The following is a 23,237-nucleotide window of genomic DNA, read 5'->3' on the forward strand; positions in this document are numbered from 1 at the left end:
GGCGCGGCGCAGGGGATGATTGGGGCCGCTTGAGTGCGCTATGCGTCGCTGCGCAGGCTTTCGCTGAGGGCGCACTGTAGCACGATGCCACGGTTCAAGGCCGACAGTTACCGCCCGTAGCAACCGGAGAGGGGCACAGGGCAGGAAAATAGCGATTTGTGGCGAATCGCTATTTTCACGGGCGGCCTCGCAACGCCCGCGATAATGTGCGAGCGATTAATCGACCGGACTTCGATTGGATACCGGCAGAAACGCCCGACCGAATCGGGTCAGGTTTTCTTTAGCTCGCCGAGATAATAGTTGACCTCCGCCAGCAGTGCGCTGTGGAATTCTGCCGGCAGGACGTGATCATCGGTCAGAGACAGCAACTGGTTGATGCGCAGGCAGAAGCGGCGCTGCGCCCTGGCGCGCTCGGCGGGCGGCAGGGCCACGACCAGCGCATACAGCAGCTCGCGTATCACCAGCAGCCGGGCGCCATATTGGATCATGGCGTCGCCCTGCGTCTTGAGGTTGTGGGCAATCTGTTCCGGCATGCCGGTGCCGTTGGCGCCGGCCGGCGCGGGCTGCGGCGCGCCGCGCTCCTGGCTGCCGGTTTCGGGCGCCGCGGTGCCCAGCATCTTGCCAAGCATATGGATTCTGAACATGGGCGAGGCTCCGGGAGTGCCGGGGGCGGGGTGGTCGAATGTATCCATCATGAAAGCGCGCGGGTGGACGGACTGTGCGCCAGCAGACAATGCGCGATCATGCGCCGGTCAGCCCGTCATCATGCGGGGGCATGGCCTTGCGGCCCTTGCCCGCGCGCGCCGGCGGCAGGCATAGCCCGCAGACGTAGCGGCGGCGCGCATCGTTGGCGCGCACGACATAGTTGCCGCGGCAGCATTGGCAGCACGCCAGTTGCAGCATGCCGTGCTCATAGAAGCGAACCAGCATCCAGGCACGGGTAAAGCTCAGCTGCGCGGCTTCGCCCGTGACGCACAAGTGCTCGCGGTACATGCGGAAGCTGGACAGGGTCGCGCGGATACCGTCCAGGCTGCCGGCACGCGTCATGAAGCGGTAAGCGCCAAGCAGCATCGAGGCATGGGCGTTGGGGCGCCAGGTCACGAACCAGTCTGTCGAGAACGGCAGCATGCCCTTGGGGGGCGACACGCCGCACAGTTCCTTGTACAGCCGGATCAGTCGCACGCGTGGGAGCGACACCTCGGATTCCAGCACCTGCAGGCGCGCGCCCATGCCGATCAGCTCGATCGCCAGACGGGTCTGCTCCATATCCTGCAGCACGCTCTTGCCGGCTGGCGGGAGCATTTGGTGTGGTGCCGCTGCCGCCGGCTTGCCGGGCATGAGGGTGCCGGCGATAGTTCGTGCGTCCATGGTCTCCTCCGGGGATATGTCCGAGACGGGGCGCGGGCCGATACCAGTCAGCAACCGGTTTGTCCCGCACGTCTCCGATAATCATGGCCCGCGCAGCGCACGGCACTGTTTGTCGAGGGCCTGGGGCTCAGGTTTTTCGTAGTCGAGGAGGATTCTTTGATCGGTCAGGGGGTTATAACCATGACCTGCGTCAACGGTCGGATTTCCATATTTGCTGGCCACGCATATCAGTGCCGCATATTGGTGCCACTTATCGGCGGCGACTGATTGGGCCTGATGCTTCTCATGCATTGCACAGTCCATGCCTGGCTGTAGGAGAAGCGCCCCCACGCTATCGGACGGACGCCGATTTAACGATCTTACCGATGCACTACGCTGCAAGAACATCCACGGCACGGAGCGACCCATGGCTGCGAACTTCCTGATCAGGCGGACGGCGCAAGGCTGGGAGCTGACGGTCGAAAGTGCCCGCAGGGGCCTGGTTCATTGCGACGATCGTGACATCGTCGTCAACATCGGCCTGGCCGCGGCCAGGCGGCGCGGCGTTGCGCTGATCGTGCAGGAAGAAGAGGACGAGGCCCCGCATGGGCTCATGCCCCTGCTCGCCTGATTCCAGGCGGTTCCCAGCCTTGTGGCGTCAGAACACCCCAAGCCCCAACCCGGCCGCCAACCCTTCCCCAAGCTCTGCACAACGCGCCAGGTCTGGTGCTTCGATTTGCTTGGGCGCGAGGATGCGCTCGGGCGTCTGCGCATGCGTGCAGACGATCAGCCCGGGCGCCACGCAGTTGAGCCGCCAGCCGGTGGCGATGCGGTCGATCTGGCGCAGTGCGTTCTGGCCGTCGCTGCCGGCGCAGATCATGGTGGCGTAGGGACGGCCGTTGATGCGGTCCAGCGCGGCGTAATAGCAGCGGTCGAAGAAGTCCTTCATCATCCCTGCCATGGCGGCCAGGTTCTCCGGCGTGGCGAAGAGATAGCCGTCGGCGGCAAGGACATCGTCGGGGCCGGCCTCGGCCGCGGTTTTGAGCACGACCGTGACGCCGGGCTGCCGGCGGGCCGCTGCGGCGGCGGCCTCGGCCATCTGCCGGGTGCCTCCGGTCATGGTGTGATAGACGATCAGCAGCGTTTTCATGCTTGCGCGTGAGCCATGTGCGGCCCTGTGCCGTACGTGGAAGACTGTATCACGCGGGTTCCGGTGCTTCGCGTACGGCACGAGGCATGCGCGCCGGCGACGGCAGTTATCGTAGAATCCGGGGCTGGCGCACCTGCCATTCCTCCATGCCCAAAGCCAAAACCCCCGTCATTGACCGCTCCGCCAGCGAGCAGGCCATCCAGTTGCTGGATGCCGCCACCGATCATGTTCTTGCCAACGGCCTGGGCGATCTTTCCCTGCGCAGCGTTGCGGAGGCGCTGGGCACGAGCCACCGCATGCTGATCTACTACTTTGGGTCCGGGGATGGCTTCTGGCAGGCGCTGCTGCATCGCATCCGACACGCGGAGCAGTCGGCGCGCCAGCGCGTGGAACTGGCGGGCATGGATCCCGGTGCCGCGATGGAGGCGGCGTGGGAGCGCTATGCCGCGCCAGGCTACCTGCCGATCATGCAGCTGATGTTCGAGATCTACGGCAGGGCCATCCACGACCGCGAGCGCTTCAGCGGCTTTCTCGAAGATGTCGTCGGCAGCTGGACGACCACGCTGGCGGCACGCCTGCAGCGAGACCTGGGCCTGAGCGCGGCCGAGGCCAGGCTGCGCGCGCGGGTGGAGCTTGCCACCGTGCGCGGGCTGCTGCTGGACCTGGTTACCACCGGTGACCGCAAGGGCACGACAGCCGCGCTGAAGTATTTCGCCGCCATGATGGCGGCACCTCCCCAAACCGGCAAGTAACGGCATTTTTGCGCTGGCATCGGCGTAAACCCTCATTATACCCTTTGATGTACCACATGGTACATTTCGATCCACGCCTGCGGGAGCAGGGCGAATCGTGGCAAACCAACAGGGTGCAATATGGATCGGCGACAACTACTGGCCTGGGCGGCCGGAACCGCGGTGGCGATGGCGCTGCCAGGTATCGGGCAGGCGCAGGCCTTCCCTTCGAAACCCGTGCGGCTGGTCGTGCCGCAGGCCGGGGGTACCGGCAATGACGTGCTGGCGCGCGCGCTGGCGGAGCAGCTCAGCCGCGCCTGGCACCAGCCGGTGGTGGTAGAGAACAAGCCCGGGGCCAACGGCACGCTGGCGATCAGCTATGTGATCGGGCAGCCCGCCGACGGCTACACGCTGTTCTTCGCCGGCGTGTCCAACCTGAGCTTCAATCCCTTCCTGTATCCGAAGCTGCCGTACAACCCGGGCCGGGACCTGGCCGGCGTGGCGATGCTTGCCAACTCGCCCTTCGTCTTTGTCGCGGCGCCGGCGCTCAAGGTCAATACGTTCCAGGATTTCGTGCGGATGGCCAAGGCCCGGCCGGGCGAGATCAGCTTTGCTTCAGGTGGCATCGGCAACTCCACCCACCTGGCCATGGAACTGGTCGCGCAGCGCACCGGCATCCGGCTGCAGCATGTGCCGTTCAACGGCACCGGCGGCTCGACCAGCCTGATGAACGGGCAGACGCCGGTGATGATGAATGTCCTCGCGGGCGTGCAGCCCTTTATTGCCGGCAAGAAACTGGTTCCGCTGGCCGTCACCGGCGACAAGCGGCTGCCGGCGTTGCCGGCGGTGCCCACCTTCAAGGAGCTTGGCTACGATGTGCAGGTACCCGGGTGGTACGCGATCGTTGCCCGCTCGGGCACGCCCGCGGCGGTCGTCAGCAAGGTCAATGCCGACATCAACCAGATCCTGGACGACCCGAACTTCCAGGAGAAGCTCGGCTTCCAGTTCCTGGAAGCGATCAAGGGGCCGCCGTCCGAGGTCGAGCGCTACATGAAGCGCGACGCCGACACCTGGGGCCCCATCATCCGCAAACTCGCTATTTCTCTCTGAGGGCCGCTGCCATGGCACATCTCACCAAAGCCGTACGCGACTATCGTCTGGCGGCCATGCACAGGCTGATGGACAAGCTGCGCGTCGACGCGCTGGTGTTCGGCACGCCCGACTTCTTCCAATACGCCACCAACTTCCAGCTCGACGTCTGGCCGTGGGAGCGGCCGGTGTTCGTGGTGGTGCCGCGCCATGGCGACACCTTCGCGGTGATGAACGAACTGTCGACCAATCACATGCGCTTTGCTACCGAGAAGGGCACGGTCTGGCTGACGGACGTGACCTTCTACACCGAGCATCCGCGCGTGTCCAACCGGCTGCCGCTGCCGTCGCAATTGCCCGAGGTCGTCGCGGCATTGCTTGGCGCGAAAGGGCTTGGCATGTCGCGCATTGCGGTCGATGTCCAGCATCCGATCCTGGCTGGTGCGCAGCGCTACCTGCCCGAACTCACGCTGCGTCCGGCGATGGCCGAGATGCGCGGCCTGCGCTGGGTCAAGCATGCGGAGGAACTACAGGTCATGCGCGAGCTTGGGGCACTGACGGACTGGGTGCAGGACCGGTATCGCGAGAACATCCGGCCCGGCCGGCTGGTGCAGGAACTCGACCACGCCATGGCGGCGTTGATGTCGGAAGAGGCGGCGCTGCGCTTCCCGGGCGAGGATTTCGACATCCTCAAGTGCTGGACGCTGAGCGGGCCGGCATCCGCATCGCCACACGGCGACGGGGCCGCCTGCGGCGCACGGATCTGCGCTGGCGACACCATTGTCAACCTTGTGCTGCCGCGCCTGAACGGGCTCTATGTCGAGAATGAGCGCACCTGGTTTTGCGGCCGGCCTGGCGACGAGCAGGCGCGGCTCTACCAGGTTGCCGCAAGGGCCACCGACGCCGCGGTCGCCGCGGCGGTGGTCGGCAAGCGCGTATGCGATATGGATGCGGCCGCGCAGGCCGTGATCGAGCAGGCCGGCTGCGGGGACTATGTATTCCACCGCACCGGCCATGCCGTCGGCCTGATGCTGCACGAATACCCGGAGGACATGGCCTTCAACACCCGCACGCTGCTTGCCGGCGAGGTGTATTCGGCGGAGCCGGGCCTCTATGTCTACGGCCTCGGCGGCTTCCGGCTGGACGACACCGTGGTGGTGGGCGACCGTCCGGAAGTCATCGTCAAGACGCCGAAGACGCTGGAGTACGCTACCGTGGCCTAGCAGCCCGCGGCGCAGTTCAGTCGAGCGTCACCCCCGTATCCGCCGTCAGCTTCAGCACCACCGGCAAGTAGGCCTTGTAAGCAGCCTCCGCCTGTGCCGGCGTGTTGCCGAGCGGCTCCGCGCCCATGTCCAGGATGCGTCGCTGCATGTCGGCGCTGGCGACCAGGCTGACGGCTTCGCGGCCCAGGCGGTCGATGATCTCCTGCGGCGTTTTCGCGGGCGCCATCAGCGTGATCGGCCCGGTCAGGCGGAACGGTTCGTCGGCGTAGCCGGCTTCGGTGAAGGTCGGCACGTCGGGCAGGCCCTGCGCGCGGCGCGTGCCGGTGACGGCGAGGGGGCGCAGTTTGCCCGTGGCGAAGTGTTGCCTGAGCGCCGTCACCGAGCCCACCGTCACGTTGACCTGGCCGGCCAGCAAATCAGTCACCATCGGCCCTTCGCCGCGATAGGGGACGTGCAGCATGTCTGCCCGGTATTGCCTGGCGAAGTAGGTCTGGATGGTATGCGGCTGCGTGCCCGGGCCCCAGGACCCCATGCGCATCTTGCCGGGCGACGCCTTGGCATAGGCCAGCAGTTCGGCAACGGTCCTGGCCGGCACGCCGCTGTTGACGGCCAGCACGGTGCGCGCGGTGGCGATGTCGGAGATCGGGCGCAGGTCGGTGCGCGGGTCGTACGGCAGCTTCTTGTACAGCGCCAGGTTGGACGTGATCGGGCCGGGAATGGTCATCAGTAGCGTATAGCCGTCCGGTGCCGACTTGGCCACGTAGTCGGTGCCGATGATGCCGCCGGCGCCGCCCTTGTTCTCGACCACCACGGTCTTGCCGAGCTGGCGCGACAGGCCGTCGCCGATGGCGCGCGCCAGCGTGTCGGTCAGGCCGCCCGGCGGATAGGCGACGATCAGGTGGACGGGCTTGGCCGGGTAGGCGCCCTGTGCGGCGGCGGGCAAGGGCGCAACGGCGAGGGCCGCGACGGCGAGCAGGGGCAGCGTGGCTTGCAGCAGCGTGCCGCGCAGCCGGTGCAGAACAGGGGCAGCGGTCATCATGATGGCGTTGTCTCCTTGGGGTGGGATGTCACGTGTTGCCGTACGTCTAAGGGGTGTCTCACTCCAGCTTGATGCCGCGCGCCTTGATCAGCTGGCCCCATTTGCCGATCTCCTGGTCGATGAAGGCGGAAAACGTGCTGCCCGGCTCGGGGTGCGGCTCAAGACCCAGCCCCAGCAGTTTCTGCCGGATATCGGCGTCAGCCAGCACGGCGGAGGCCTCGCGGTTCAACCGCTCGGCGACGGCGGGCGGCGTGCCGGCTGGCGCGACCAGCCCGAACCAGCCGTAGCCGACCATGCCCGGGTAGCCCTGTTCGGCGAAGGTGGGCGCATCCGGATAGACCGGCGAGCGCTGTTCCGAGGCCACGGCCAGCACGCGCAGCTTGCCGGCCTTGATGAACGGCAGCGCCGAGGTGATGGCGGTCAGGGTGGCGTCCGCGCGGCCGGCCAGCAGTTCGGTATAGGCGGTGGCGTCGCCGCGGTAGTGCACGTTCAGCAGCCTGAACTTGCCGACCTGCCCGAACAGTTCGGCAGTCAGGTGCGGGCCGGAGCCCGCGCCCGGCGATGCCAGCGTCACGCCCTCCGGCTTGTCCCGCGCCATGCGCACGAAGTCGGCGACGGTGCGCGCCGGCGAACTGGCATTGACGATCAGGAAGACCGGGCCCAGCACACGCGGCCCGACCGGCACGAAGTCCTTGTGGACGTCGTAGCGCTGCGCGATGCCTGCCGCGGTATTGATGGCGAAGGGCGCGGCGGCCCACAGCAGCGTGTAGCCGTCCGGCGCGGCATGAGCCACCTGCTCGGTGGCCAGGCGCGTGCCGGCGCCGGGTTTGTTCTCGACCACCACCTGCTGGCCGAGCTTGTGGCCCAGTGCCTCGGCAAGGATGCGGGCGGAGATGTCGTTGGAGCCGCCCGCACCGTAGGGCGACACCAGCTTGACCGGTCGCGACGGATACGTTTGCCCGTGCGCGGGACTGGCCTGGCACAGCATCGCCAGGCCGGCAGTGAGCAAGGCTCGGGCGAAGACAGAGGGCTGATTCATGATGCTTCCTTCACGCGCCGCAGCGGCGGGATCACGTAGTCGCCGGCCATGAAGCCGTTGGTGGGGTGGTAAAGGCGCAGGATCAGGTAGAAGGGGGCGTCTGGCGCCGGCAACCAGTTCTGCTGTGCCTGTGCCGGGCGCTGGTGCGAGAGGGTCAGCGTGAGGCCGCCGTCGGCATCGTATTGCAGGCCCGGGCTGCGGTCGCCCAGCGCATAGCGGCCGATCGCGTTGTCGGTGAAGAAGCGGTCGGCCCCGTAGAGAGATACCGACCAGAATGCCTGCGCCGGCGGCAGGTGGCCCGCCGGGAAGTGCAGGGCGTAGGTGTGGCGTCCATGCAGCAGTTCGCCGTCGGCGTCGTAGTCGGCGGCGGCGTAGACGGCCTCGTCGGCGCGCAGCGCGCCCAGGCCTTTCATGGCGGTGACGGCGCGCTGCATCCAGTCATTGCCATAACGGCCCAGCACCAGGCTGTAGGTCCAGCTCTTGCGCGCATGGCTGCGGGTACTGGCCTCGATCAGCGCCATGCCTTCGCGCCAGGCGCGGGCCAGGCCCTGCTGCACCGCGGGCCGCAGCGCGCCCACGTCGACGGGCTCGCCGGCGCGGATGCCGCACTTGCGCAGCAGCGACAGCAGGCCAGCGGCGGAAGGCTCGGCCGGATACTCGCGCAGCGCGTTGAAGATATTGGCGAAGAAGTCCAGCGCCGGGCCGCCGCCGTCCTGCCAGTCGCGCACGCACGCGGGCTGATGGCGGGTGCCGCCAGACAGTCGGAAGCCGTTCTCGAAGGCGCTGGCTGCCGGCAGGTCGTCGGCGCTGGTAACAAGCACGCGGCCCAGCATCCACACCAGCGACGTCGGGCAATGCACCACATGTGGCCCTTCTGCGTGCTGGCCGGGGCCGGCCAGCACGATGTCAGCGCCGGTGGCGGGCACGTTGCGCGGACCCAGGTTCTCGAAGTTGTTGGTCCAGGCGTCCAGCAACTCCACCACGTAATAGCGGCTCGCATCCGGCAGCGCAGGCACGTGCAGCGTGACCGGACCATCGGCCAGGTTGATCCAGGCGCAGAAGTAGAGCAGGTCATTGGCCGGCGTGACGATGTCGCGGTCCAGGTGCGTCCACGGCTGCTTGCTGGCCGACAGCGTGTTGACGGGCGCGCGCCCGTAGCCGGTGGCTTGCGCGACGGACGTTTGCAGGCGGCAGGTGCGCAGGCTTTCAAACAGCGGATAGGTGGCCACCACCAGCGGCAGCGCTGCCGCAACCGTCAGGGCCTCCTGGGGCGTGTCGATGGGCGCGCCGGCAAGGAAGGGCGCAGTGGCTTGGTTCATCGCGTTGTCTCCGTCGGCTTTTGTCAATGACCGGCTGCGCTTGTCCGTCGCGCACAAGGTCACCACGGCATCATCAGCTCGTCACACCCGCGCTGGCGCCGCGATTCCTGTCATGGCTGTGTCCGAACATGTTGTCATGACATGTTATGATGAGTCAACGTTGTTATGATAAGTAGATGCCCGCATGGGCCACCCCATGAACACCGCCAATTTCGTGACAACAAGCTCCCTGCCTCGCTTCAAGCAGATCGAAGTCGCGCTGCGCCAGCGCATCGTCAACAACGAATGGACGCCGGGCATCAAGCTGCCGTCGGAAGCCGAGCTGATGGCTGAGTTCGGCGTCAGCCGCATCACCGTGCGCCAGTCGCTGGCGTCGCTGCTTGCGGAGGGGCTGATCGAAACGGTCCACGGCAAGGGCAGCTTTGTCAGCCGTCCGGCGGGGCAGGCGGACCTGGGGCCCTTGACCGGCTTTTACGACCACATGCGCGCGCGCGGGCACGAAGCGCACGGCAAGCTGCTGTCGACCCGGCTGATTGCGGCGCCGGCCATCGCCACCGATGCGCTGCGGCTGCCGCCGGGAACCAGGCTGCTGTGCGTGACCATGCTCAAGTCCGTGGCCGGCACACCGGTGGCGGTCGGCATGACGATGGCGCCCGAACCCCTGATGCGCGCCATCCTGGAGCACGACCTGGAAAACCACGACGCGTTGATGATCGTCGAGGCCCGCCTGGGCTATCGCCTCAAGTACCTGCACACGGAAAGCGCGGCAATCCCCGCCACGGCGCAAGCCGCGGGCCGGCTGAAGGTGGAACCGGGCGAGCCGCTCCTGCGCATCCGCTTTACGCCGCACGATATCGACGACAAGCCGCTGGCCTATTCCGAATTCATGTTCCGTGGCGACAAGTTCACCTACAAGGCCTGCGTGCGGCGCTAGCCTGTTCACCTATAAAACGTACGCGCACGTTTTATAGGTGAACAGGCCCTCGGGCCGTCGGCAGTGGCGCCAAGGGAACTTTCGCGAGCGCGCCGTGGCCTGAGCTGCATCGGGGCCGGCGCCAGGGTGGTGCAGTCCCGCGCCGCCCCGTCGCAGGAGTCCACGATGCTTTCGCCCCTTCTCCCACGTTCTTTGTCCACCGCGCTGGTGCTGGTATTGTCAGCCGCTGGCGCGCCGGTGGCGCTCGCAGCCGCAAAGGCCGGAGCGGCCGGGCCGCATGGCAAGGAAGCGGCTCCTGAGGCCGCCTGCAAGAAGGCCGTCAAGGCGGCGTTGCCCAATCCCGGCAGCTTCAAGTGGGTCAGCGCCACGATCCGCAATGTCGACAAAGACGCCTACAGCGTGGTAGCCGATGTCGAATACCTGGCGCCGGACGGCGCGGTGCGCGTAGCCATGGTCCAGTGTGACGTGCAGCGTACGCCGGGCAACCAGTTCGTCGTGCCCAAGCTGCGGCTGCCGCAATAGCCCTCGTTCACCCGCCTCTTTCGGCCATCCGGCTGACTCTCGATTAATTAAATGTGGACACTGTCCATCCCGTTTGCTAGTTTATGTGTACGGTATCCACAAATACGCTTTTGAAACACCAGGGAGACTGCGAATGAAGACCGAAGCACAGAAGGAGCACCGCTGGCTGCAACGGCTGGTGGGCAACTGGCTTGCCGAAGGCGAGGCAGCGATGGGACCGGGCCAGCCGGTGCAGAAGTGGGAAATCCCGGAGCGGGTGAGCAGCGTCGGCGGCGTCTGGGTGCAATGCGTGACGCAGGGGGACATGCCCGGTTGCGGGCCGTCCACCACGGTCATGACGCTGGGCTACGACCCGGCGCGCAAGCATTTTGTCGGGACCTTCATCGGCTCGATGATGACCCATCTGTGGATCTATGAGGGCGACCTCGACACCGGCGGCCAGCAACTGACGCTGCGTGCCGAGGGCCCGGACTGCTCGGGCAACGGGCGCATGGCCCATTACCGCGACGTGATCACCTTCAAGGACGATGACCACCGCGACCTGGCGTCCTACATGCAGGCCGAGAGCGGCGAGTGGACTCAGATCATGAGCGCCAGCTATCGCCGCCAGCGGTAAGCCTCCGGGAGCGGGGGGCGCGCCGGGCTCCGGTGCGCGCTCCCGCTGTGCCGGCCGCTACGAAGCGTGGCCGCGCGGCAGGGCGGCGGGGCGGGCGATGCCCCAGACGTCCAGCAGCGGCTCAAAATGCGGTGTGTTTTCGCGCGGGGCGGGTGTCACGCGCCGCGGCGGTGGCAAGGGCCGGCCAGTCAGGACAAGCGGGGTGTCGGCTTCAGGCGGCGAGTCCGGCTCGCCTGCGTAGGCCACGACGCCCATCTGGCGGGCCGATTTGAGCGCGCGGGTCAGTTCCGCGGCGCTCAGGCGGCTGGCGGCGGCAAGCCGGTGCCGGGGCATGGGCCCCTTGGCACGCAGGCTGGAAATCAAGGCCATCACGCAATCCCGGGTGGTTCGATTCATTTCGCTGCGTCAGGAAAATGGTGCAGCGGCGGGCCCGCCGATCGGGCCCGCCGCGTAGGGGTACCCATTCTTTCGCAGGGGTCATGGCCTTGCCAACCGGATATGACACTTGTTCACATTTCCTGGCAGTGGAAAGAAAATTCGCCAGGATGGGGCATTAGTGGCGCGTTTCGGGATCGCCAGCCGGAAACTTGCGATCCGTGCCGTCGCGCGGCGTCAGCATCGTGCCATGCCGGCGCCACTTGCGCGCATGCCTGGCCTGGACGTCTTCGGCAATCGCGTGCAGTTCGGCAACCCTGGCGTCGAGTGGGTCGGGATAAATGTCCAGCGGACGGTATCTGAGGAGGAGGCGCATCACGGGTCTCGGTTGATTCTGGATAGCGGCTTTCTGCCTGTTTCCAGTATTGGCGGTGGACCCGTGGTTTTCATCAGTGGATGTGGGGCACTTGACCTGACTCAATGCGTTTCGCGCAATGAACCATTGCGGCCCGCCTGCACAGCAGGCGCGGGGGGAAATGATGGGAGCGGCCGGCTGGTTGACCCGGCGAGGCCAGCCAGTGCGGCCAGCATATCCGGTGCCATGGCAGCGGCGCCGCGATGGCGCTGCCTGCGGTGGTGGCATGTTGCGCATTCTGCTGACACCGCGGTAGGACGAAAGCCGACTTTTTGCGCTGTCCGCGGTTGCTACGATCCAATTGCCGGCTGGGCAAGAGGCTGCCCGGTCAAGCCACTCCTACCCATTCCATCCCGGCGGCGCATGCCGCATCCACACGAAGCAAGGAGATCACCATGAGAAAGCTATACGCACTGTTTGCCCTCGCTGGCGTGCTGCTGGTCACCGGTTGCAACACCATGGCGGGTGCGGGCAAGGATATCGAGCGCGGCGGCGAAAAGGTGCAGGGCGCGGCGGAAAGCACCAAGCAGAAGATGTAAGCATCTGCTGGCCCCGCTTGCAGCATGAATGACGACGGCCCGCACTCAGGCGCGGGCCGTCGTCATTCATGCGTGCTCCCTGCGGCATGGTGCCGATCGACGGTACCCTGGCCTGCTTCATCGCGCTTGCCTGTGATCACCAGCGCAATGCCGCCCAGTACCGCCGCCGCGCTCAGTGCCAGCCGCAAGGTCAGCGCTTCACCGAGCAGCGCGATGCCGCCCACTGCCGTGATGACCGGCACGCTCAACTGCACCGTTGCGGCGGTGGCCGCCCTGAGCTGTGGCACCGCGGTGTACCAGATGACATAGCCAAGCCCGGAGGTGATGGCGCCGGAGAGCACCGCATAGGCTAGTCCCGCGCTGTCCAGCGAGCGCTGCGCGTGGATGGCCGCGCCGAGCGCCAGTGCCATGGGCACGGCGCGCACAAAGTTGCCCGCGGTGGTCTCGACCGGATCCGCGGCACGCTTGCCACGCAGCGAATAGACACCCCAGGCGATGCCCGCCGCGATCATCAGCAGCGATGAGGCCAGCGGCGGCGTGGCCAGGCTCGGGACCATCAGCCATACCAGGCCGGCCAGGGCCAGTGCCAGGCCGCTCCACTGCTGCGCGCGCAGCGCTTCGCCGGCATAGAGGCCATAGCCAACCATGGTGGCCTGCACCGCGGCGAACAGCAGCAGCGCCCCGATGCCCGCGCTCAGGCGCTCATACGCGAATGAGAACGTCGCCGCATAGCAGAACAGGGCCAGCGCGGAAACCCAGTTGCCGCCCAGCGAAATCCCACGTATACCGGCGCGGCTCACCTGCCGCCGCGCCATCACGATGAGCCACAGCACCGCCGCTGCGGCCGCCAACCGCGCCAGGGTGAACGTCCCCGCGTCGATGGTGGTGCCTTTCAGCGCCAGCCGGCACAGCAGGGAATTGCCAGCAAACGCCAGCATCGCCAGCACCGTCAGCAGGACGGTGTTGGCGTGCGGCATGCGGGCAGGCGTAGCCGCCTCAGCCGGCCGGAGGCTCATCGCCGATGGCGAACGAGGACAGGTGCTCGATCGCGCGGACCAGGCCGGAATGATCCCAGCCCGCGCCGCCCAGCCCGCTGCAGACATTGAACAGCTGCTGGCACGACGCCGTGTTGGGCAGGCCCACGCCAAGCTGGCGCGCAGTGGACAGCGCCAGGTCCAGGTCCTTCTGGTGCAGCGCGATGCGGAAGCCCGGGGCGAAGGTGCGCTTGATCATCCGTTCGCCGTGCACTTCCAGGATGCGCGAACTGGCAAAGCCGCCCATCAGCGCCTCGCGCACGCGCGCGGGATCGGCGCCGGCGCGGGCGGCCAGCACCAGGGCCTCGCTGACCGCCTCGATGGTCAGGGCCACGATCACCTGGTTGGCCACCTTGGCCACCTGGCCGTCGCCGGCCTCGCCCACGCGCGTGATGTTCTTGCCCATCAGCTGCAGGATCGGCAGCACGCGGTCGAACACTTCCTGCTTGCCGCCGGCCATGATCGACAGCGTGCCCGCCTTGGCCCCGACTTCGCCGCCTGAAACCGGTGCGTCGACGTAGTCGGCGCCGATGGCCTCGATGCAGCGCGCGAACTCGCGCGTGGCGATCGGCGAAATCGAGCTCATGTCGATCACCGTGACACCGCCCGCCGTGTCGGCAAGGCCGTCAGCAACCCCTTTCTCGCCGAACAGCACGCGCTCCACGTCGGGCGTGTCGGGCAGCATCAGGATGATGGTTTCCGACTGCCTTGCCACGTCCTCGGCGCTGGCGCAGGGTGTCACGCCAGCATCCTGCAGGTCCTGCGGCACGCCGCTGCGCGTGTGTGCAAACACGGTATGCCCGCCGTCGACAAGGTGTTGCACCATGGGCTTACCCATTACGCCAAGTCCGATAAAGCCGATCTTGCTCATGTCAGTGTCCGGTAGTGGTCAGGCGCCAGCCCTGCCGCGCGTCGCGCACGACGCCGGGTTCATCTCTGATGATAGTCAGTCGCACGCCAGCGCAGACAGCGGCCCCGGCGCAGGATCCCGCGCTACGTGCTGGCCTGGCAGGCCGGCGAGCTGCAGCTGAACCCAACCTTGGCAAGGATGCGGAAAAAAGCCCCGGGGCGTGCGGCGGCAAGGCAATGGGGCTTCATGATACGGCGCGGCGCGCGGATGGCAGCGGCGGCGTGGCCGGTGATCGGCAACGGCTTAAGCGCGCGGCGCGGCTTCGGCAGCCGGTTGGGCAAGGATTTCGCGGATGCGGGCCAGGTAGCTGTCGCCCACCGCGCGGTGCATGCGTGCCGCCTCGGCCGCGAACTGGCGCCGGCTGGGCGGGCGGATGCCCAGGCTGCGGCAGATCGTGGAAAGGTAAGGCTTGCGCTGGCCTCCAAGGCGCAGCGCCGCGGTCTGCAGCGCGGCATCGCCGATGCGGCCTCGCAGCCAGGCCAGCACTTGGCGGTCATAGTCGTTTTGCACCCGAATCAGGTGTTCCATGGGCACGCCTCCTACTGTTCATCCATACAGGTACTGTAAATATATACAGTATCCGGATGGATGCAAGGCGGTCGGCGGCCATGATCTGATTGGCAAAGGTAAAGTATCCTATAAGCCACCCAATGCGTTCACGGTGAATGCCAGAATCCCCATGTTGAACAGAAACGCGGCCATGCAATGGCCCAGGGCCACCCGGCGCATGTGGGCGCCGGCGATGGTCACGTCCGAAGTCTGGAAGCTCATGCCCAGCGTGAAACTGAAGTAAAGGAAGTCCCAATAGCCGGGCTCCTGCACGCCCGGCACCTGCAGCCCGCCCTGGTCGCCGGTGGCGGTCTGGAGGTAGAAGAGATGCGCGTAGTGCAGCGTGAAAACGGTGTTGGCAAACAGCCAGGACAGGATGAGCGTGGAGACGATCAGCACAATGTCGGCCCAGTGCGGTTTCTCTGGGCGAGCGATCAGCGTGCCGATTGCGACCAGGACGACCATCGACAGCAGCACGGTGATCGCAAGCAATGCCACGCGGTTGGCATCGTTGTCCTCCGCCGTGCGCCGCATGGCCGCGGGATCCGCGCGCAACAGCGGCAGCGCGGCGGCAAGAAAGACAAGAACCGCAATATCGAAGCCGACCAGCAGGGCGATGCGCGGCTCCGCGCCAAGCGCGCCCGCGGCAACGGTCGCGGCAATCAAGATGGCTGCGCACAGCAGAAAGCGTGCGGGTGCGATGCGCTTGCCGATGGCAAAGCAGGCAGGTCTGTTCATAGGGCAATCATCCGGATGAGTCTTCGCGAGGGAAGGACGCTGGTCGTCCGCGAATGATATCCGTGCCGTTGTGCAGTCTGTAACGCGGCCTGCGCCTTTCATCTGGCGGCATCGAGGCTGATGTGGTGTTGGCGCAGGAGGCCGGCCTGGCAATCGACAACGGCGTGGTGGCCGATGAATCTCCGCAGACGAGCGCGTCTGGCAGCTATGCCGCAGCGTTGCACGGACCCCGCTGACAGAGGCCGCTGCCGCCTCCGCCAGCGGGCCGGGCCGCTCCCCTCCTGACCTCGACTGCCCCCTCGCAAGAGGCAGGCAATGCCGAGGTTTGGCTCATTTGGCCGCCTCTCGTTGACTATGGCTTTGGAAGCCCCTGGCGGGGCCATTGTTATGTGGCCGACGACGGGCAAATGATGGTCATGATGATATCGAAATCGTACAAAAGTCATACCCTGCTATACAGGAGGGTGCCTTTGACGGCGCGCAGGCATGAGCGGCGCGGTCAAAGGCTTTCCGGCTTGCGGGTCCTGCACGGGTTTTATCGATGCCACCCACTGTACAGGTGCTGGCGCGTGGTCTAGTCTTCACGTTGACCCGCGTTCAGGTGAATCCGGGCGGAGGGGCTAATCAAAGCGCCAGTATCGGGGTAATGCCGTTCAGTTAACCACCGTCGTCCCCGTGAAAGCGGGGACCCAGTGACTTCATCCCCAAAGGGGACGTGAAAGACGCTGGATTCCCGCCTGCGCGGGAATGACGGTAGCGTTTGATACCTTAACTGAACGGCATTACCAGTACCGGGGGGTTCTGGACTGCCATGAGTATCGAGATCGGAAAAGACATCACCGGGTTTGCCGACCAGTTGCTGGACGCCGTGTTCCTGGTCGACACCGGCGGCCGCATCCAGTATGTCAGTGCGGCCTGCGAAGGCATTTTTGGCTATAAGCCGAGGGATATGACGGGCGAGTTCATCATCGATCTCGTCATGCCTGCCGACCAGGACCGGACCATTGCCGAGGTCAAGCAGGTCATGTCCGGGCAGAAGCGGATCGGTTTTGAAAACCGCTATCGCCACAAAAACGGCAGCGCCGTCCATATCATGTGGTCTGCCGGATGGCTCCAGTCGGAACGGCTGCGGGTCGGGGTTGCCCGCGATATCACGGCACTGAAGAAAGATCGGGTGCTTGAACTGGCCCTGGCGCTCTCTTCGGTTCCGTTGGCACCGCACGAGCAGAAGGTTCTGCGGCTGCTGTTGACCGATGCATCGGAAAAGCAGATCGCCCAGCGCCTCGGGCTGGCGGTTTCAACGACCCATTCCTATGTGACCGGCATCTTCCGGAAATTCGGCGTCAGGGGCCGTGCCGGATTGATGAGCCTGTGGCTGGAAAACCTGACCAGGGATTAGCGGCAGCGGCAAATCGAGCGCTTGCCTGGGCTCAGTTGCTCAACTTCCTGGCCGCGGCCTGCAGTCCGTTCAGAATGCTGTCCGCAAGCCCCGGGGGGAAGTCTTCAGGCAGCTGGGCGCGCACCGCATGCACAACCCCCGGCGTGCGGGCAATCAAGTCATCCACGACGACACCGACGTCTTTGCCGTCGGGCGCGACGATGCCGAGGCGCTGGCCCACGCCCAGCCAATGCCGGCGCAGGATCTCGCGCATCCGCCAGTGTGCGTTCTTCGAGCGCACAGCCATGGCCATCCTGGCACTGTGCGGCGAGAGCTTGCCGGGTCCTTCGCCAAGCAGAGGGTAGGCCGACATCACGTCGTACAGCGGGGTGAGCATATAGGTGCCGCCCGGGCGCAAGAACAGGCTGAAATTCTTGGCGTGGCCATCGGTCGCGCACAGCATCCAGAACAGGATCTGCGCCCGGAAGAATTGCAGCCTGTCGGCATCGCGATGCATGGAGCCATCGAGCAGTCCCATGATCTGGCCTGCCCCTGGACCGCCGTCGGATTCGTACTTCAGGTGTGGAGGCGTGCCGGTTGCCTGGCACATGTCCTCCTGGGGCACACGGATAAGCCATCGGCCCCCGCGCTCCCACCAGCGCCGGTCAAACCGTTCCACACAGAGCACCTTCTGATCTTCAAAGCGCAATGGCTCGCAGCTTGCCACGGGCAATCCGTAGGCCCTCAGAATCAGGGAGCAGAGCCACTCGTTTTCGACCGATTCGGTCAGGTCGAATTTCATGTTGCCCACCAGCCCCATCGGCAGCTTGAAGATGTGGGTGGTTGGCGTTGCGCCGTGCGGCCGGCACCACTGGCCTTCATTCAGCAGGAAGGCAGTCTTTTCCTGAGCGCCGGCGATAGAGATACGGAAGTCCTCGTCATCGCCAGGGACGCCGCCAGGTGCCGGGGGTGCGACGGTTGCGCGCAGGATCTGTGCGACCTCCTGCTCGCTGAGGGATTGCGCCTCCACGCGCTGCACGCCGACTGGCACGGCGCCGTCCGGGAGGATTTGCAGGGCCCCTACGCAGTCGCGGCCAATCTGCGCCAGCAAGTCAAAGGCTTCAGCGGTCCTGGCCTGGAAGCGGCGCGCGATTCGTTCCCGGATGGCCTGGCTGTCCGGCAGCAGGTTGTCAAAATACGACCGCACCTTCTCGCCACGAAGAGGCGCGTTGCCGGGGGTGAACGGCAAGGACAGCGACAGGGGGCGGCCATGCGCCGAGGCGGCCCATTCCGGGGCGTACACCAGGGTATCGCCCTGGCGCGGATTGACTTGCCAGGTCCCGACATGGGCACCGTTCATCCACAGGCCCAGGGCCCGAGTATGCGAGCGGCGTCCCATCGCATCACCATGGTTGGTCGGACGGTACGCCTGACGGGCCGGCTGGCGCCGCGGGGGCCTGACCATCCTTGCGCAACACCAGCTCCACACCCAGGATCGCCAGCAGACGCATCAACCGGCCGGTGCTCACCGCCTCGGCGTTGCGCTCGAGCGCGGACAACGTCTGCTGTGTAACGCCCAGGCGCCTTGCCACCTGCGCCTGAGTCATGCCGGCATCCTTGCGGAACGCCTGCAGGAGGGTCGGAAGCTGCTCAGGGGTGCGTAGCGTGTAGTCGGGCATACAACGTATGGATTGTATTTACTATATACAAAGAATATGCTGTTTTCTGGTGATACGCAATCTGGGTTGTATTTGTTGAGTACAAACTATAGTTTGTGTTTAGCTCATACCGTGGCGATCGGCGTGACCGGCGACCCCACCGCGCCGGGCAGGCGCAGAGGCGGCGCGGTCAGCTGGAAGCGCGTGCGGCCATTGGCGCGCAGCCAGTCCGCCAGTTCGCGCAGGTACCACAGCTCGCCCAGCGGCAGGCCCAGCTTGAACAGGCAGTGGTGGTGCAGCGGCAGCAGCGGGTGGCGCTTGTCGCCGTCGGGCGCGGGGCGCGCGGGGTAGCGTTCGACCGCGTAGTTGTCGGCGATCAGCGCGGCGATGCCGGCGTCGGTGATCCAGTTCAGCAATTTGTCGTCGCGGCCGTCGAGCGCGCAGCAGCTGTGGTGCAGCACGGCTTCGTCGGGCTCGCGCTGCATCGACAGCACTACCTCGGCAAAGCCCGTGCGCAGCAGCAGCATGTCGCCGCGCTCGACTTCCACCTTGCCGGCGTCCAGCGCGTGCATCAGGTCATCGTAGCCGACATTGCGGAAGTCCATGCCGAAGGTGTGCGCCAGGTCCAGCAGCACGCCGCGGCCCTGCATGCCCTTGACCGCGAAGTTCTCGATGCCGAGCGCGTGCGCCGCGCTGTGGTCGTGGCCGCAGGGGTGCGCGGCGAAGTTGTCGTCCTCGGCATAGTCCACCGGGCCGACGATATGCTCGTTGGCGCGGTAGCCGTTGTAATAGACGCGCTCGGGCCGGCCGTCGCCGTCGGCGTCGAACAGCGCGCCCACGTGCGCCAGCGCATCCCATTGCGTGCTGTACTGCAGGCACAGCAGCACCTGGTCGTCGCTGATGACGTCGGTGGCGGCCGGGTCCACCCTGGCCAGCGGGAAGTTGGTGAAGGGCGTGTCGTCGCGGAAGGTGGGCCGCAGCACCGGCGGGTGCCGGCGCGGGTTGAGCTTGTTGCCGCCGGGGTAGTCCAGCGGCAGCGACAGGCAGAAACTGATGCCGGCCTGCACCTCGCGCGCGCCTTTGACGACCTGCTCCGGCCCGATCAGGTTGATGCGGCCAAGCTGGTCATCGGGGCCGAAGTCACCCCAGTTGGAACCTTGCGGACGTTGCTTCCAGCGCATGAGTCATGCCTCCTGTCGTAGGCGTGGCCGAAGGAGCGGCCGGGCGGTGTGGGTCGTAAGCGGGACACGCTGCGCGATGTGCGTGGCCACGCGGGGTGTCTTTATCCGGCTCACCTGGCATGAAACCGGTTGCACCCTTATAGGCGATGTCGCAGGGGGCGGTCATTTTGCGGTGCAGCAGAATATCGGCTGCCCGGCATTTCGCCGAGCGTGCCTGGCGCCTGTTTATCATAGGTTGTCGTACAGCACCCCGGGGAAGTGGCGAACAATTGATTCGCAATGGGTGGGAGGTAGGGGAATTACCGGGACCTTTTGTATCATCGGGGAGATAGAGTGTTGTCTGACAACATAACACTGCGGCCGCGTGAGCGCGCCGGGTTTGGAGATGACATGGCAGCGATGCCGACAGCGCCCGGGCAACCGGCGCGCCCCCTCTACATCGCGATGGACGCGAACGACAATGTCGCGATCGTGGCCAACGACGGCGGCCTGTCGGCGGGAACGGAATTCCCCTGCGGCCTGGTGCTGACTGAGGCCGTGCCCCAGGGCCACAAGGTCGCGCTGGCCGACCTGCGCGAGGGCGACGCGGTGATCCGCTACAACGTGGTGATCGGCTATGCGCTGAAAGACCTGCCGCGCGGCAGCTGGGTCAACGAGCGCGTGATCCGCATGCCGGCCGCGCCCGAGCTGCACGACCTGCCGGTCGGCACGCGCGTGGCACCACTGCCGCCGCTGGACGGCTATACCTTCGAGGGCTACCGCAATGCGGATGGCTCGGTCGGCACGCGCAATATCCTGGGCATTACCACCACGGTGCAGTGCGTGGAGGGCGTGGTGGAGCTTGCCGTGCGCCGCATCAGGGAAGAGTTGCTGCCGAAGTACCCCAACGTCGACGACGTGGTGGGCCTGGAGCACACCTACGGTTGCGGCGTGGCGATCGACGCGCCCGATGCCGGCATCCCGATCCGCACTATCCGCAATATCGCGCTGAACCCCAATTTTGGCGGCGAGGTGATGATCGTCAGCCTGGGCTGCGAGAAGCTGCAGCCTGCGCGCCTGATCGGCGCCGTCACTATCCCGATCCAGAAGGAAGGGGAGCCCGACGTGGTGTGCCTGCAGGACGAGCAGCACGTGGGCTTTGCCTCGATGATCGATGCGATCATGGCCACCGCGGAAAAGCACCTGGCGCGCCTGAATGCACGCCGGCGCGAAACCTGCCCGGCGTCGGACTTGATGGTCGGCGTCCAGTGCGGCGGCAGCGATGCCTTCTCCGGCGTCACCGCCAACCCTGCGGTGGGCTTCGCCACCGACCTGCTGGTGCGCGCCGGCGCCACGGTGATGTTCTCCGAGGTGACCGAGGTGCGCGACGGCATCGACCAGCTCACCGCGCGCGCGGCCACGCCCGAGGTGGCCGAGGCGCTGGTGCGGCAGATGGCCTGGTACGACCGCTACCTGGAGCAAGGCAAGGTCGACCGCAGCGCCAACACCACCCCCGGCAACAAGAAGGGCGGCCTGTCCAACATCGTGGAAAAGGCGATGGGCTCGATCGTCAAGTCCGGCACCGGCCCGATCCACGGCGTCAGCGGCCCGGGCGAAAAGGTCGCGCAGAAGGGGCTGATCTATGCCGCCACGCCCGCCGGCGATTTTGTCTGCGGCACGCTGCAGCTGGCCGCCGGCATGAACCTGCACGTGTTCACCACCGGGCGCGGCACGCCGTACGGGCTGGCCGAAGTGCCGGTGATCAAGGTGTCCACCCGCAACGACCTGGCGCGGCGCTGGCACGACCTGATGGATGTCAACGCCGGCCGCATCGCGACCGGCGAGGCCACCATCGAGGAAGTGGGCTGGGAGCTGTTCCACGCGCTGCTGGCCGTGGCCAGCGGCAGGAAATCCTGGGCCGAGCACTGGAAGATCCGCAATGCGCTGGTGCTGTTCAACCCGGCGCCGGTGACCTGAGCCGCGGGTCTGACGCGCTACGTGCGCCCGCGCAACGGCTTGAGCAGATGCGACAGGCCGTTATGATCCAGTTCGTGCATCAGCGCCAGCAGCGCGCCGATCTGCCCCGGCGGGAAGCCCTCGCGGGCGAACCAGTTCAGGTAGTTCCCCGGCAGGTCGGCGATCAGCGTGCCCTTGTGCTTTCCAAAAGGCATGGTGACTGTGACCAGCCGCTTCAGGGCGTCGGCGTCGAATTCGGTCATGGGTGGCGGTAAGTCGGAAGGCTCAACGCTATCACAGTCGCGGAATGCCGCCACGCGCAACGGCGAGCGGCGGAGCATGCTCAGGATTTGAGCGGCCGGGGCCTTGCCGCTGTCGCCTCTTCCACAGCCGCGCGCACGCATTCGGCCAGCAGTTCTGACGCCCGCGTGCGCGTCGCGCGGGCCGCGCGCGCGATCACCAGCGGCTGGCGCACGGTGTCTTCCCGTATCGGCTTTTCCACGACGGAGGTGACCTGGGACGAGGCGGGTGCCTGCGTGATCAGCAGCGCCGCGCCCAGTCCGTTCGCCACCATGCCGCGCGCCAGCTCCAGCTTGTGCCTCGACCTCGTCGATGATCGGCGCGCACTATCTGGCCACAGACTCCGTCCTGATCGGCGGCGACGACAGCCTGCGTGCGCGCTACCTGCCCGGCGCGGCCGCCGGCACCCGGCTGGGCGCCTTCGCGCTGACAGAACCGCGCGCCGGCTCCAACCCCGCCGACATGGCCACGCGCGCCACGCCGGACGGCGACGGCTACCGCCTGCGCGGAGTCAAGCATTTCATCTCCAACGCCGATGCGGCGGACTTTATCGTGGTCTACGCCAAGACCGACCCGACTGCGGGCACGCGCGGCATCAGCGCCTTCGTGGTGGACCGGCACAGCGAAGGCGTGGAGATCGCGCCCGCCGAGAAACTGATGGGCATTCGCGGCGCGCCGGCCCATGAGGTGGCGCTGGACTGCTTCGTGCCCGCCGCCAACCGGCTGGGGCCGGAGGGCACGGGCTTTCGCACCGCGATGAAGGTGCTGGACAACAGCCGCCTCGACGTGGCCGCCACCAGCCTGGGCATCGCCGAGGCGGCGCTGGCCTGCTCGGTGGAATGGGCCCGGCAGCGCCAGGTCGGCGGCGAGCCGCTGGCGCGCAAGCAAGGCCTGCAATGGATGTTTGCGGACATGCGCACGCGCCTGGAGGCAGCCTGGCTGCTGACGCTGCAGGCCGCGGTGCGGCGCCGGGACGGCGAGCCCTTCACCGAGCAGGCGTCGATGGCCAAGCTCTATGCCTCGGAGATGGTCGGATTTGTCACCGATGCCGCGTTGCAGATCCACGGCGGCTATGGCTTCACGCGCGAAATGCCGCTGGAGCGGCTGGTGCGCGATGCGCGGATCCTGCGCATCTACGAGGGTTCGTCGGAAATCCAGCGGACGGTGATCGCGCGCGCGGTGCTGGCGTAGACGCCGCTGGATAGCCGAGGGCGGG

General features: G+C 66.6%; 27 protein-coding genes and 2 pseudogenes. 11 read left to right on the forward strand and 18 right to left on the reverse strand.

Annotation, left to right across the window (positions count from 1 at the left end; all coding sequences use genetic code 11):
- Positions 1 to 269: 269 nt before the first annotated feature.
- The 3 genes from ACREYQ_RS21890 to ACREYQ_RS21900 all read right to left on the reverse strand — a co-directional run bounded on the left by ACREYQ_RS21890 (position 270) and on the right by ACREYQ_RS21900 (position 1,659).
- A complete protein-coding gene (locus ACREYQ_RS21890) occupies positions 270 to 644 on the reverse strand; it encodes a hypothetical protein (RefSeq protein WP_432262258.1) in 375 nt (124 codons plus the stop codon).
- A 97-nt stretch (positions 645 to 741) separates the two neighbouring features.
- On the reverse strand, positions 742 to 1,368 hold the full coding sequence (gene flhC, locus ACREYQ_RS21895) for a flagellar transcriptional regulator FlhC (RefSeq protein ID WP_432262259.1): 627 nt from the start codon (positions 1,366 to 1,368) through the stop codon (positions 742 to 744).
- An 81-nt stretch (positions 1,369 to 1,449) separates the two neighbouring features.
- Positions 1,450 to 1,659: a hypothetical protein gene (locus ACREYQ_RS21900; protein WP_432262260.1), complete on the reverse strand. Its 210-nt coding sequence runs from the start codon at positions 1,657 to 1,659 to the stop codon at positions 1,450 to 1,452.
- Positions 1,660 to 1,774: 115 nt separating this feature from the next.
- Here ACREYQ_RS21900 and ACREYQ_RS21905 point away from each other — a divergent pair, with 115 nt between their 5' ends.
- Positions 1,775 to 1,978, forward strand: coding sequence for a hypothetical protein (locus ACREYQ_RS21905; RefSeq protein ID WP_432262261.1), 204 nt, complete (start codon positions 1,775 to 1,777; stop codon positions 1,976 to 1,978).
- Between the two features lie 27 nt (positions 1,979 to 2,005).
- On the opposite strand, the gene ACREYQ_RS21910 is transcribed toward ACREYQ_RS21905, so the two are convergent.
- Positions 2,006 to 2,497, reverse strand: a complete 492-nt coding sequence (locus ACREYQ_RS21910) for a flavodoxin family protein (RefSeq protein WP_432262262.1) — start codon at positions 2,495 to 2,497, stop codon at positions 2,006 to 2,008.
- A gap of 146 nt (positions 2,498 to 2,643) precedes the next feature.
- Between ACREYQ_RS21910 and ACREYQ_RS21915 the strand changes: the two genes are divergently transcribed.
- The 3 genes from ACREYQ_RS21915 to ACREYQ_RS21925 all read left to right on the forward strand — a co-directional run bounded on the left by ACREYQ_RS21915 (position 2,644) and on the right by ACREYQ_RS21925 (position 5,540).
- A complete protein-coding gene (locus tag ACREYQ_RS21915) occupies positions 2,644 to 3,249 on the forward strand; it encodes a TetR/AcrR family transcriptional regulator (protein WP_432262263.1) in 606 nt (201 codons plus the stop codon).
- Positions 3,250 to 3,369: 120 nt separating this feature from the next.
- Positions 3,370 to 4,338: a Bug family tripartite tricarboxylate transporter substrate binding protein gene (locus ACREYQ_RS21920; protein ID WP_432262264.1), complete on the forward strand. Its 969-nt coding sequence runs from the start codon at positions 3,370 to 3,372 to the stop codon at positions 4,336 to 4,338.
- A gap of 11 nt (positions 4,339 to 4,349) precedes the next feature.
- Complete coding sequence (locus ACREYQ_RS21925) at positions 4,350 to 5,540, forward strand: M24 family metallopeptidase (protein ID WP_432262265.1); 1,191 nt, start codon at positions 4,350 to 4,352, stop codon at positions 5,538 to 5,540.
- 16 nt (positions 5,541 to 5,556) lie between these two features.
- On the opposite strand, the gene ACREYQ_RS21930 is transcribed toward ACREYQ_RS21925, so the two are convergent.
- Genes ACREYQ_RS21930 through ACREYQ_RS21940 form a run of 3 tightly spaced genes read right to left on the reverse strand, consistent with a single transcriptional unit; the run spans position 5,557 to position 8,937 of the window.
- Positions 5,557 to 6,579, reverse strand: coding sequence for a Bug family tripartite tricarboxylate transporter substrate binding protein (locus ACREYQ_RS21930; protein ID WP_432262266.1), 1,023 nt, complete (start codon positions 6,577 to 6,579; stop codon positions 5,557 to 5,559).
- A 58-nt stretch (positions 6,580 to 6,637) separates the two neighbouring features.
- A complete protein-coding gene (locus tag ACREYQ_RS21935) occupies positions 6,638 to 7,618 on the reverse strand; it encodes a Bug family tripartite tricarboxylate transporter substrate binding protein (RefSeq protein ID WP_432262267.1) in 981 nt (326 codons plus the stop codon).
- The gene (locus ACREYQ_RS21940) at positions 7,615 to 8,937 is read right to left on the reverse strand and encodes a DUF1254 domain-containing protein (protein WP_432262268.1); all 1,323 of its coding nucleotides are present in this window, start codon (positions 8,935 to 8,937) and stop codon (positions 7,615 to 7,617) included. The genes ACREYQ_RS21935 and ACREYQ_RS21940 overlap by 4 nt, the downstream gene beginning before the upstream one ends.
- A 196-nt stretch (positions 8,938 to 9,133) precedes the next feature.
- Here ACREYQ_RS21940 and ACREYQ_RS21945 point away from each other — a divergent pair, with 196 nt between their 5' ends.
- From ACREYQ_RS21945 to ACREYQ_RS21955, 3 genes are all read left to right on the forward strand, one after another.
- Entirely contained in the window at positions 9,134 to 9,871 is a 738-nt protein-coding gene (locus tag ACREYQ_RS21945) for a GntR family transcriptional regulator (protein ID WP_432262269.1), read from the forward strand.
- A gap of 165 nt (positions 9,872 to 10,036) precedes the next feature.
- On the forward strand, positions 10,037 to 10,393 hold the full coding sequence (locus ACREYQ_RS21950; RefSeq protein ID WP_432262270.1) for a DUF2880 domain-containing protein: 357 nt from the start codon (positions 10,037 to 10,039) through the stop codon (positions 10,391 to 10,393).
- Positions 10,394 to 10,526: 133 nt separating this feature from the next.
- Positions 10,527 to 11,009, forward strand: a complete 483-nt coding sequence (locus tag ACREYQ_RS21955) for a DUF1579 domain-containing protein (RefSeq protein ID WP_432262271.1) — start codon at positions 10,527 to 10,529, stop codon at positions 11,007 to 11,009.
- Between the two features lie 57 nt (positions 11,010 to 11,066).
- Here ACREYQ_RS21955 and ACREYQ_RS21960 read toward each other — a convergent pair whose 3' ends face one another.
- Together ACREYQ_RS21960 and ACREYQ_RS21965 are read right to left on the reverse strand one after the other, a co-directional pair.
- Positions 11,067 to 11,405: a hypothetical protein gene (locus tag ACREYQ_RS21960; RefSeq protein ID WP_432262272.1), complete on the reverse strand. Its 339-nt coding sequence runs from the start codon at positions 11,403 to 11,405 to the stop codon at positions 11,067 to 11,069.
- 157 nt (positions 11,406 to 11,562) lie between these two features.
- The gene (locus ACREYQ_RS21965; RefSeq protein ID WP_432262273.1) at positions 11,563 to 11,760 is read right to left on the reverse strand and encodes a hypothetical protein; all 198 of its coding nucleotides are present in this window, start codon (positions 11,758 to 11,760) and stop codon (positions 11,563 to 11,565) included.
- Positions 11,761 to 12,194: 434 nt separating this feature from the next.
- Here ACREYQ_RS21965 and ACREYQ_RS21970 point away from each other — a divergent pair, with 434 nt between their 5' ends.
- Positions 12,195 to 12,338, forward strand: coding sequence for an entericidin A/B family lipoprotein (locus tag ACREYQ_RS21970; RefSeq protein WP_432262274.1), 144 nt, complete (start codon positions 12,195 to 12,197; stop codon positions 12,336 to 12,338).
- A gap of 62 nt (positions 12,339 to 12,400) precedes the next feature.
- Here the strand turns inward: ACREYQ_RS21970 and ACREYQ_RS21975 are convergent, their stop codons facing one another.
- The 4 genes from ACREYQ_RS21975 to ACREYQ_RS21990 all read right to left on the reverse strand — a co-directional run bounded on the left by ACREYQ_RS21975 (position 12,401) and on the right by ACREYQ_RS21990 (position 15,671).
- Complete coding sequence (locus tag ACREYQ_RS21975) at positions 12,401 to 13,315, reverse strand: DMT family transporter (RefSeq protein ID WP_432262275.1); 915 nt, start codon at positions 13,313 to 13,315, stop codon at positions 12,401 to 12,403.
- 19 nt (positions 13,316 to 13,334) lie between these two features.
- Entirely contained in the window at positions 13,335 to 14,243 is a 909-nt protein-coding gene (locus ACREYQ_RS21980; protein WP_432262276.1) for a 2-hydroxy-3-oxopropionate reductase, read from the reverse strand.
- A 282-nt stretch (positions 14,244 to 14,525) separates the two neighbouring features.
- Positions 14,526 to 14,810 carry a hypothetical protein gene (locus ACREYQ_RS21985; protein WP_432262277.1) on the reverse strand — a complete coding sequence of 95 codons (285 nt, stop codon included), beginning with the start codon at positions 14,808 to 14,810 and terminating at the stop codon, positions 14,526 to 14,528.
- 108 nt (positions 14,811 to 14,918) lie between these two features.
- Complete coding sequence (locus ACREYQ_RS21990; protein WP_432262278.1) at positions 14,919 to 15,671, reverse strand: DUF1345 domain-containing protein; 753 nt, start codon at positions 15,669 to 15,671, stop codon at positions 14,919 to 14,921.
- 709 nt (positions 15,672 to 16,380) lie between these two features.
- On the opposite strand from ACREYQ_RS21990, the gene ACREYQ_RS21995 reads away from it, so the two are divergent.
- Entirely contained in the window at positions 16,381 to 16,968 is a 588-nt protein-coding gene (locus ACREYQ_RS21995; RefSeq protein ID WP_432262279.1) for a helix-turn-helix transcriptional regulator, read from the forward strand.
- Positions 16,969 to 16,999: 31 nt separating this feature from the next.
- Here the strand turns inward: ACREYQ_RS21995 and ACREYQ_RS22000 are convergent, their stop codons facing one another.
- From ACREYQ_RS22000 to ACREYQ_RS22010, 3 genes are all read right to left on the reverse strand, one after another.
- Positions 17,000 to 18,346 carry a type II toxin-antitoxin system HipA family toxin gene (locus tag ACREYQ_RS22000; protein WP_432262280.1) on the reverse strand — a complete coding sequence of 449 codons (1,347 nt, stop codon included), beginning with the start codon at positions 18,344 to 18,346 and terminating at the stop codon, positions 17,000 to 17,002.
- 4 nt (positions 18,347 to 18,350) lie between these two features.
- A complete protein-coding gene (locus ACREYQ_RS22005; RefSeq protein ID WP_432262281.1) occupies positions 18,351 to 18,626 on the reverse strand; it encodes a helix-turn-helix transcriptional regulator in 276 nt (91 codons plus the stop codon).
- A 104-nt stretch (positions 18,627 to 18,730) separates the two neighbouring features.
- Entirely contained in the window at positions 18,731 to 19,786 is a 1,056-nt protein-coding gene (locus ACREYQ_RS22010) for a cyclase family protein (RefSeq protein WP_432262282.1), read from the reverse strand.
- A 390-nt stretch (positions 19,787 to 20,176) separates the two neighbouring features.
- On the opposite strand from ACREYQ_RS22010, the gene garD reads away from it, so the two are divergent.
- Positions 20,177 to 21,742, forward strand: a complete 1,566-nt coding sequence (gene garD, locus ACREYQ_RS22015; protein ID WP_432262283.1) for a galactarate dehydratase — start codon at positions 20,177 to 20,179, stop codon at positions 21,740 to 21,742.
- Between the two features lie 17 nt (positions 21,743 to 21,759).
- Here garD and ACREYQ_RS22020 read toward each other — a convergent pair whose 3' ends face one another.
- Positions 21,760 to 21,984 carry a DUF3820 family protein gene (locus tag ACREYQ_RS22020; RefSeq protein WP_432262284.1) on the reverse strand — a complete coding sequence of 75 codons (225 nt, stop codon included), beginning with the start codon at positions 21,982 to 21,984 and terminating at the stop codon, positions 21,760 to 21,762.
- Positions 21,985 to 22,064: 80 nt separating this feature from the next.
- Positions 22,065 to 22,313: pseudogene (locus ACREYQ_RS22025) on the reverse strand (LysR family transcriptional regulator); the annotation flags it as partial.
- Here ACREYQ_RS22025 and ACREYQ_RS22030 point away from each other — a divergent pair.
- Positions 22,307 to 23,212, forward strand: a pseudogene (locus ACREYQ_RS22030) (acyl-CoA dehydrogenase family protein); the annotation flags it as partial. The pseudogenes ACREYQ_RS22025 and ACREYQ_RS22030 overlap by 7 nt on opposite strands.
- Between the last annotated feature and the right edge of the window lie 25 nt (positions 23,213 to 23,237).

It is taken from the genome of Cupriavidus sp. TMH.W2 (assembly GCF_050847365.1).
Lineage (GTDB): Bacteria > Pseudomonadota > Gammaproteobacteria > Burkholderiales > Burkholderiaceae > Cupriavidus.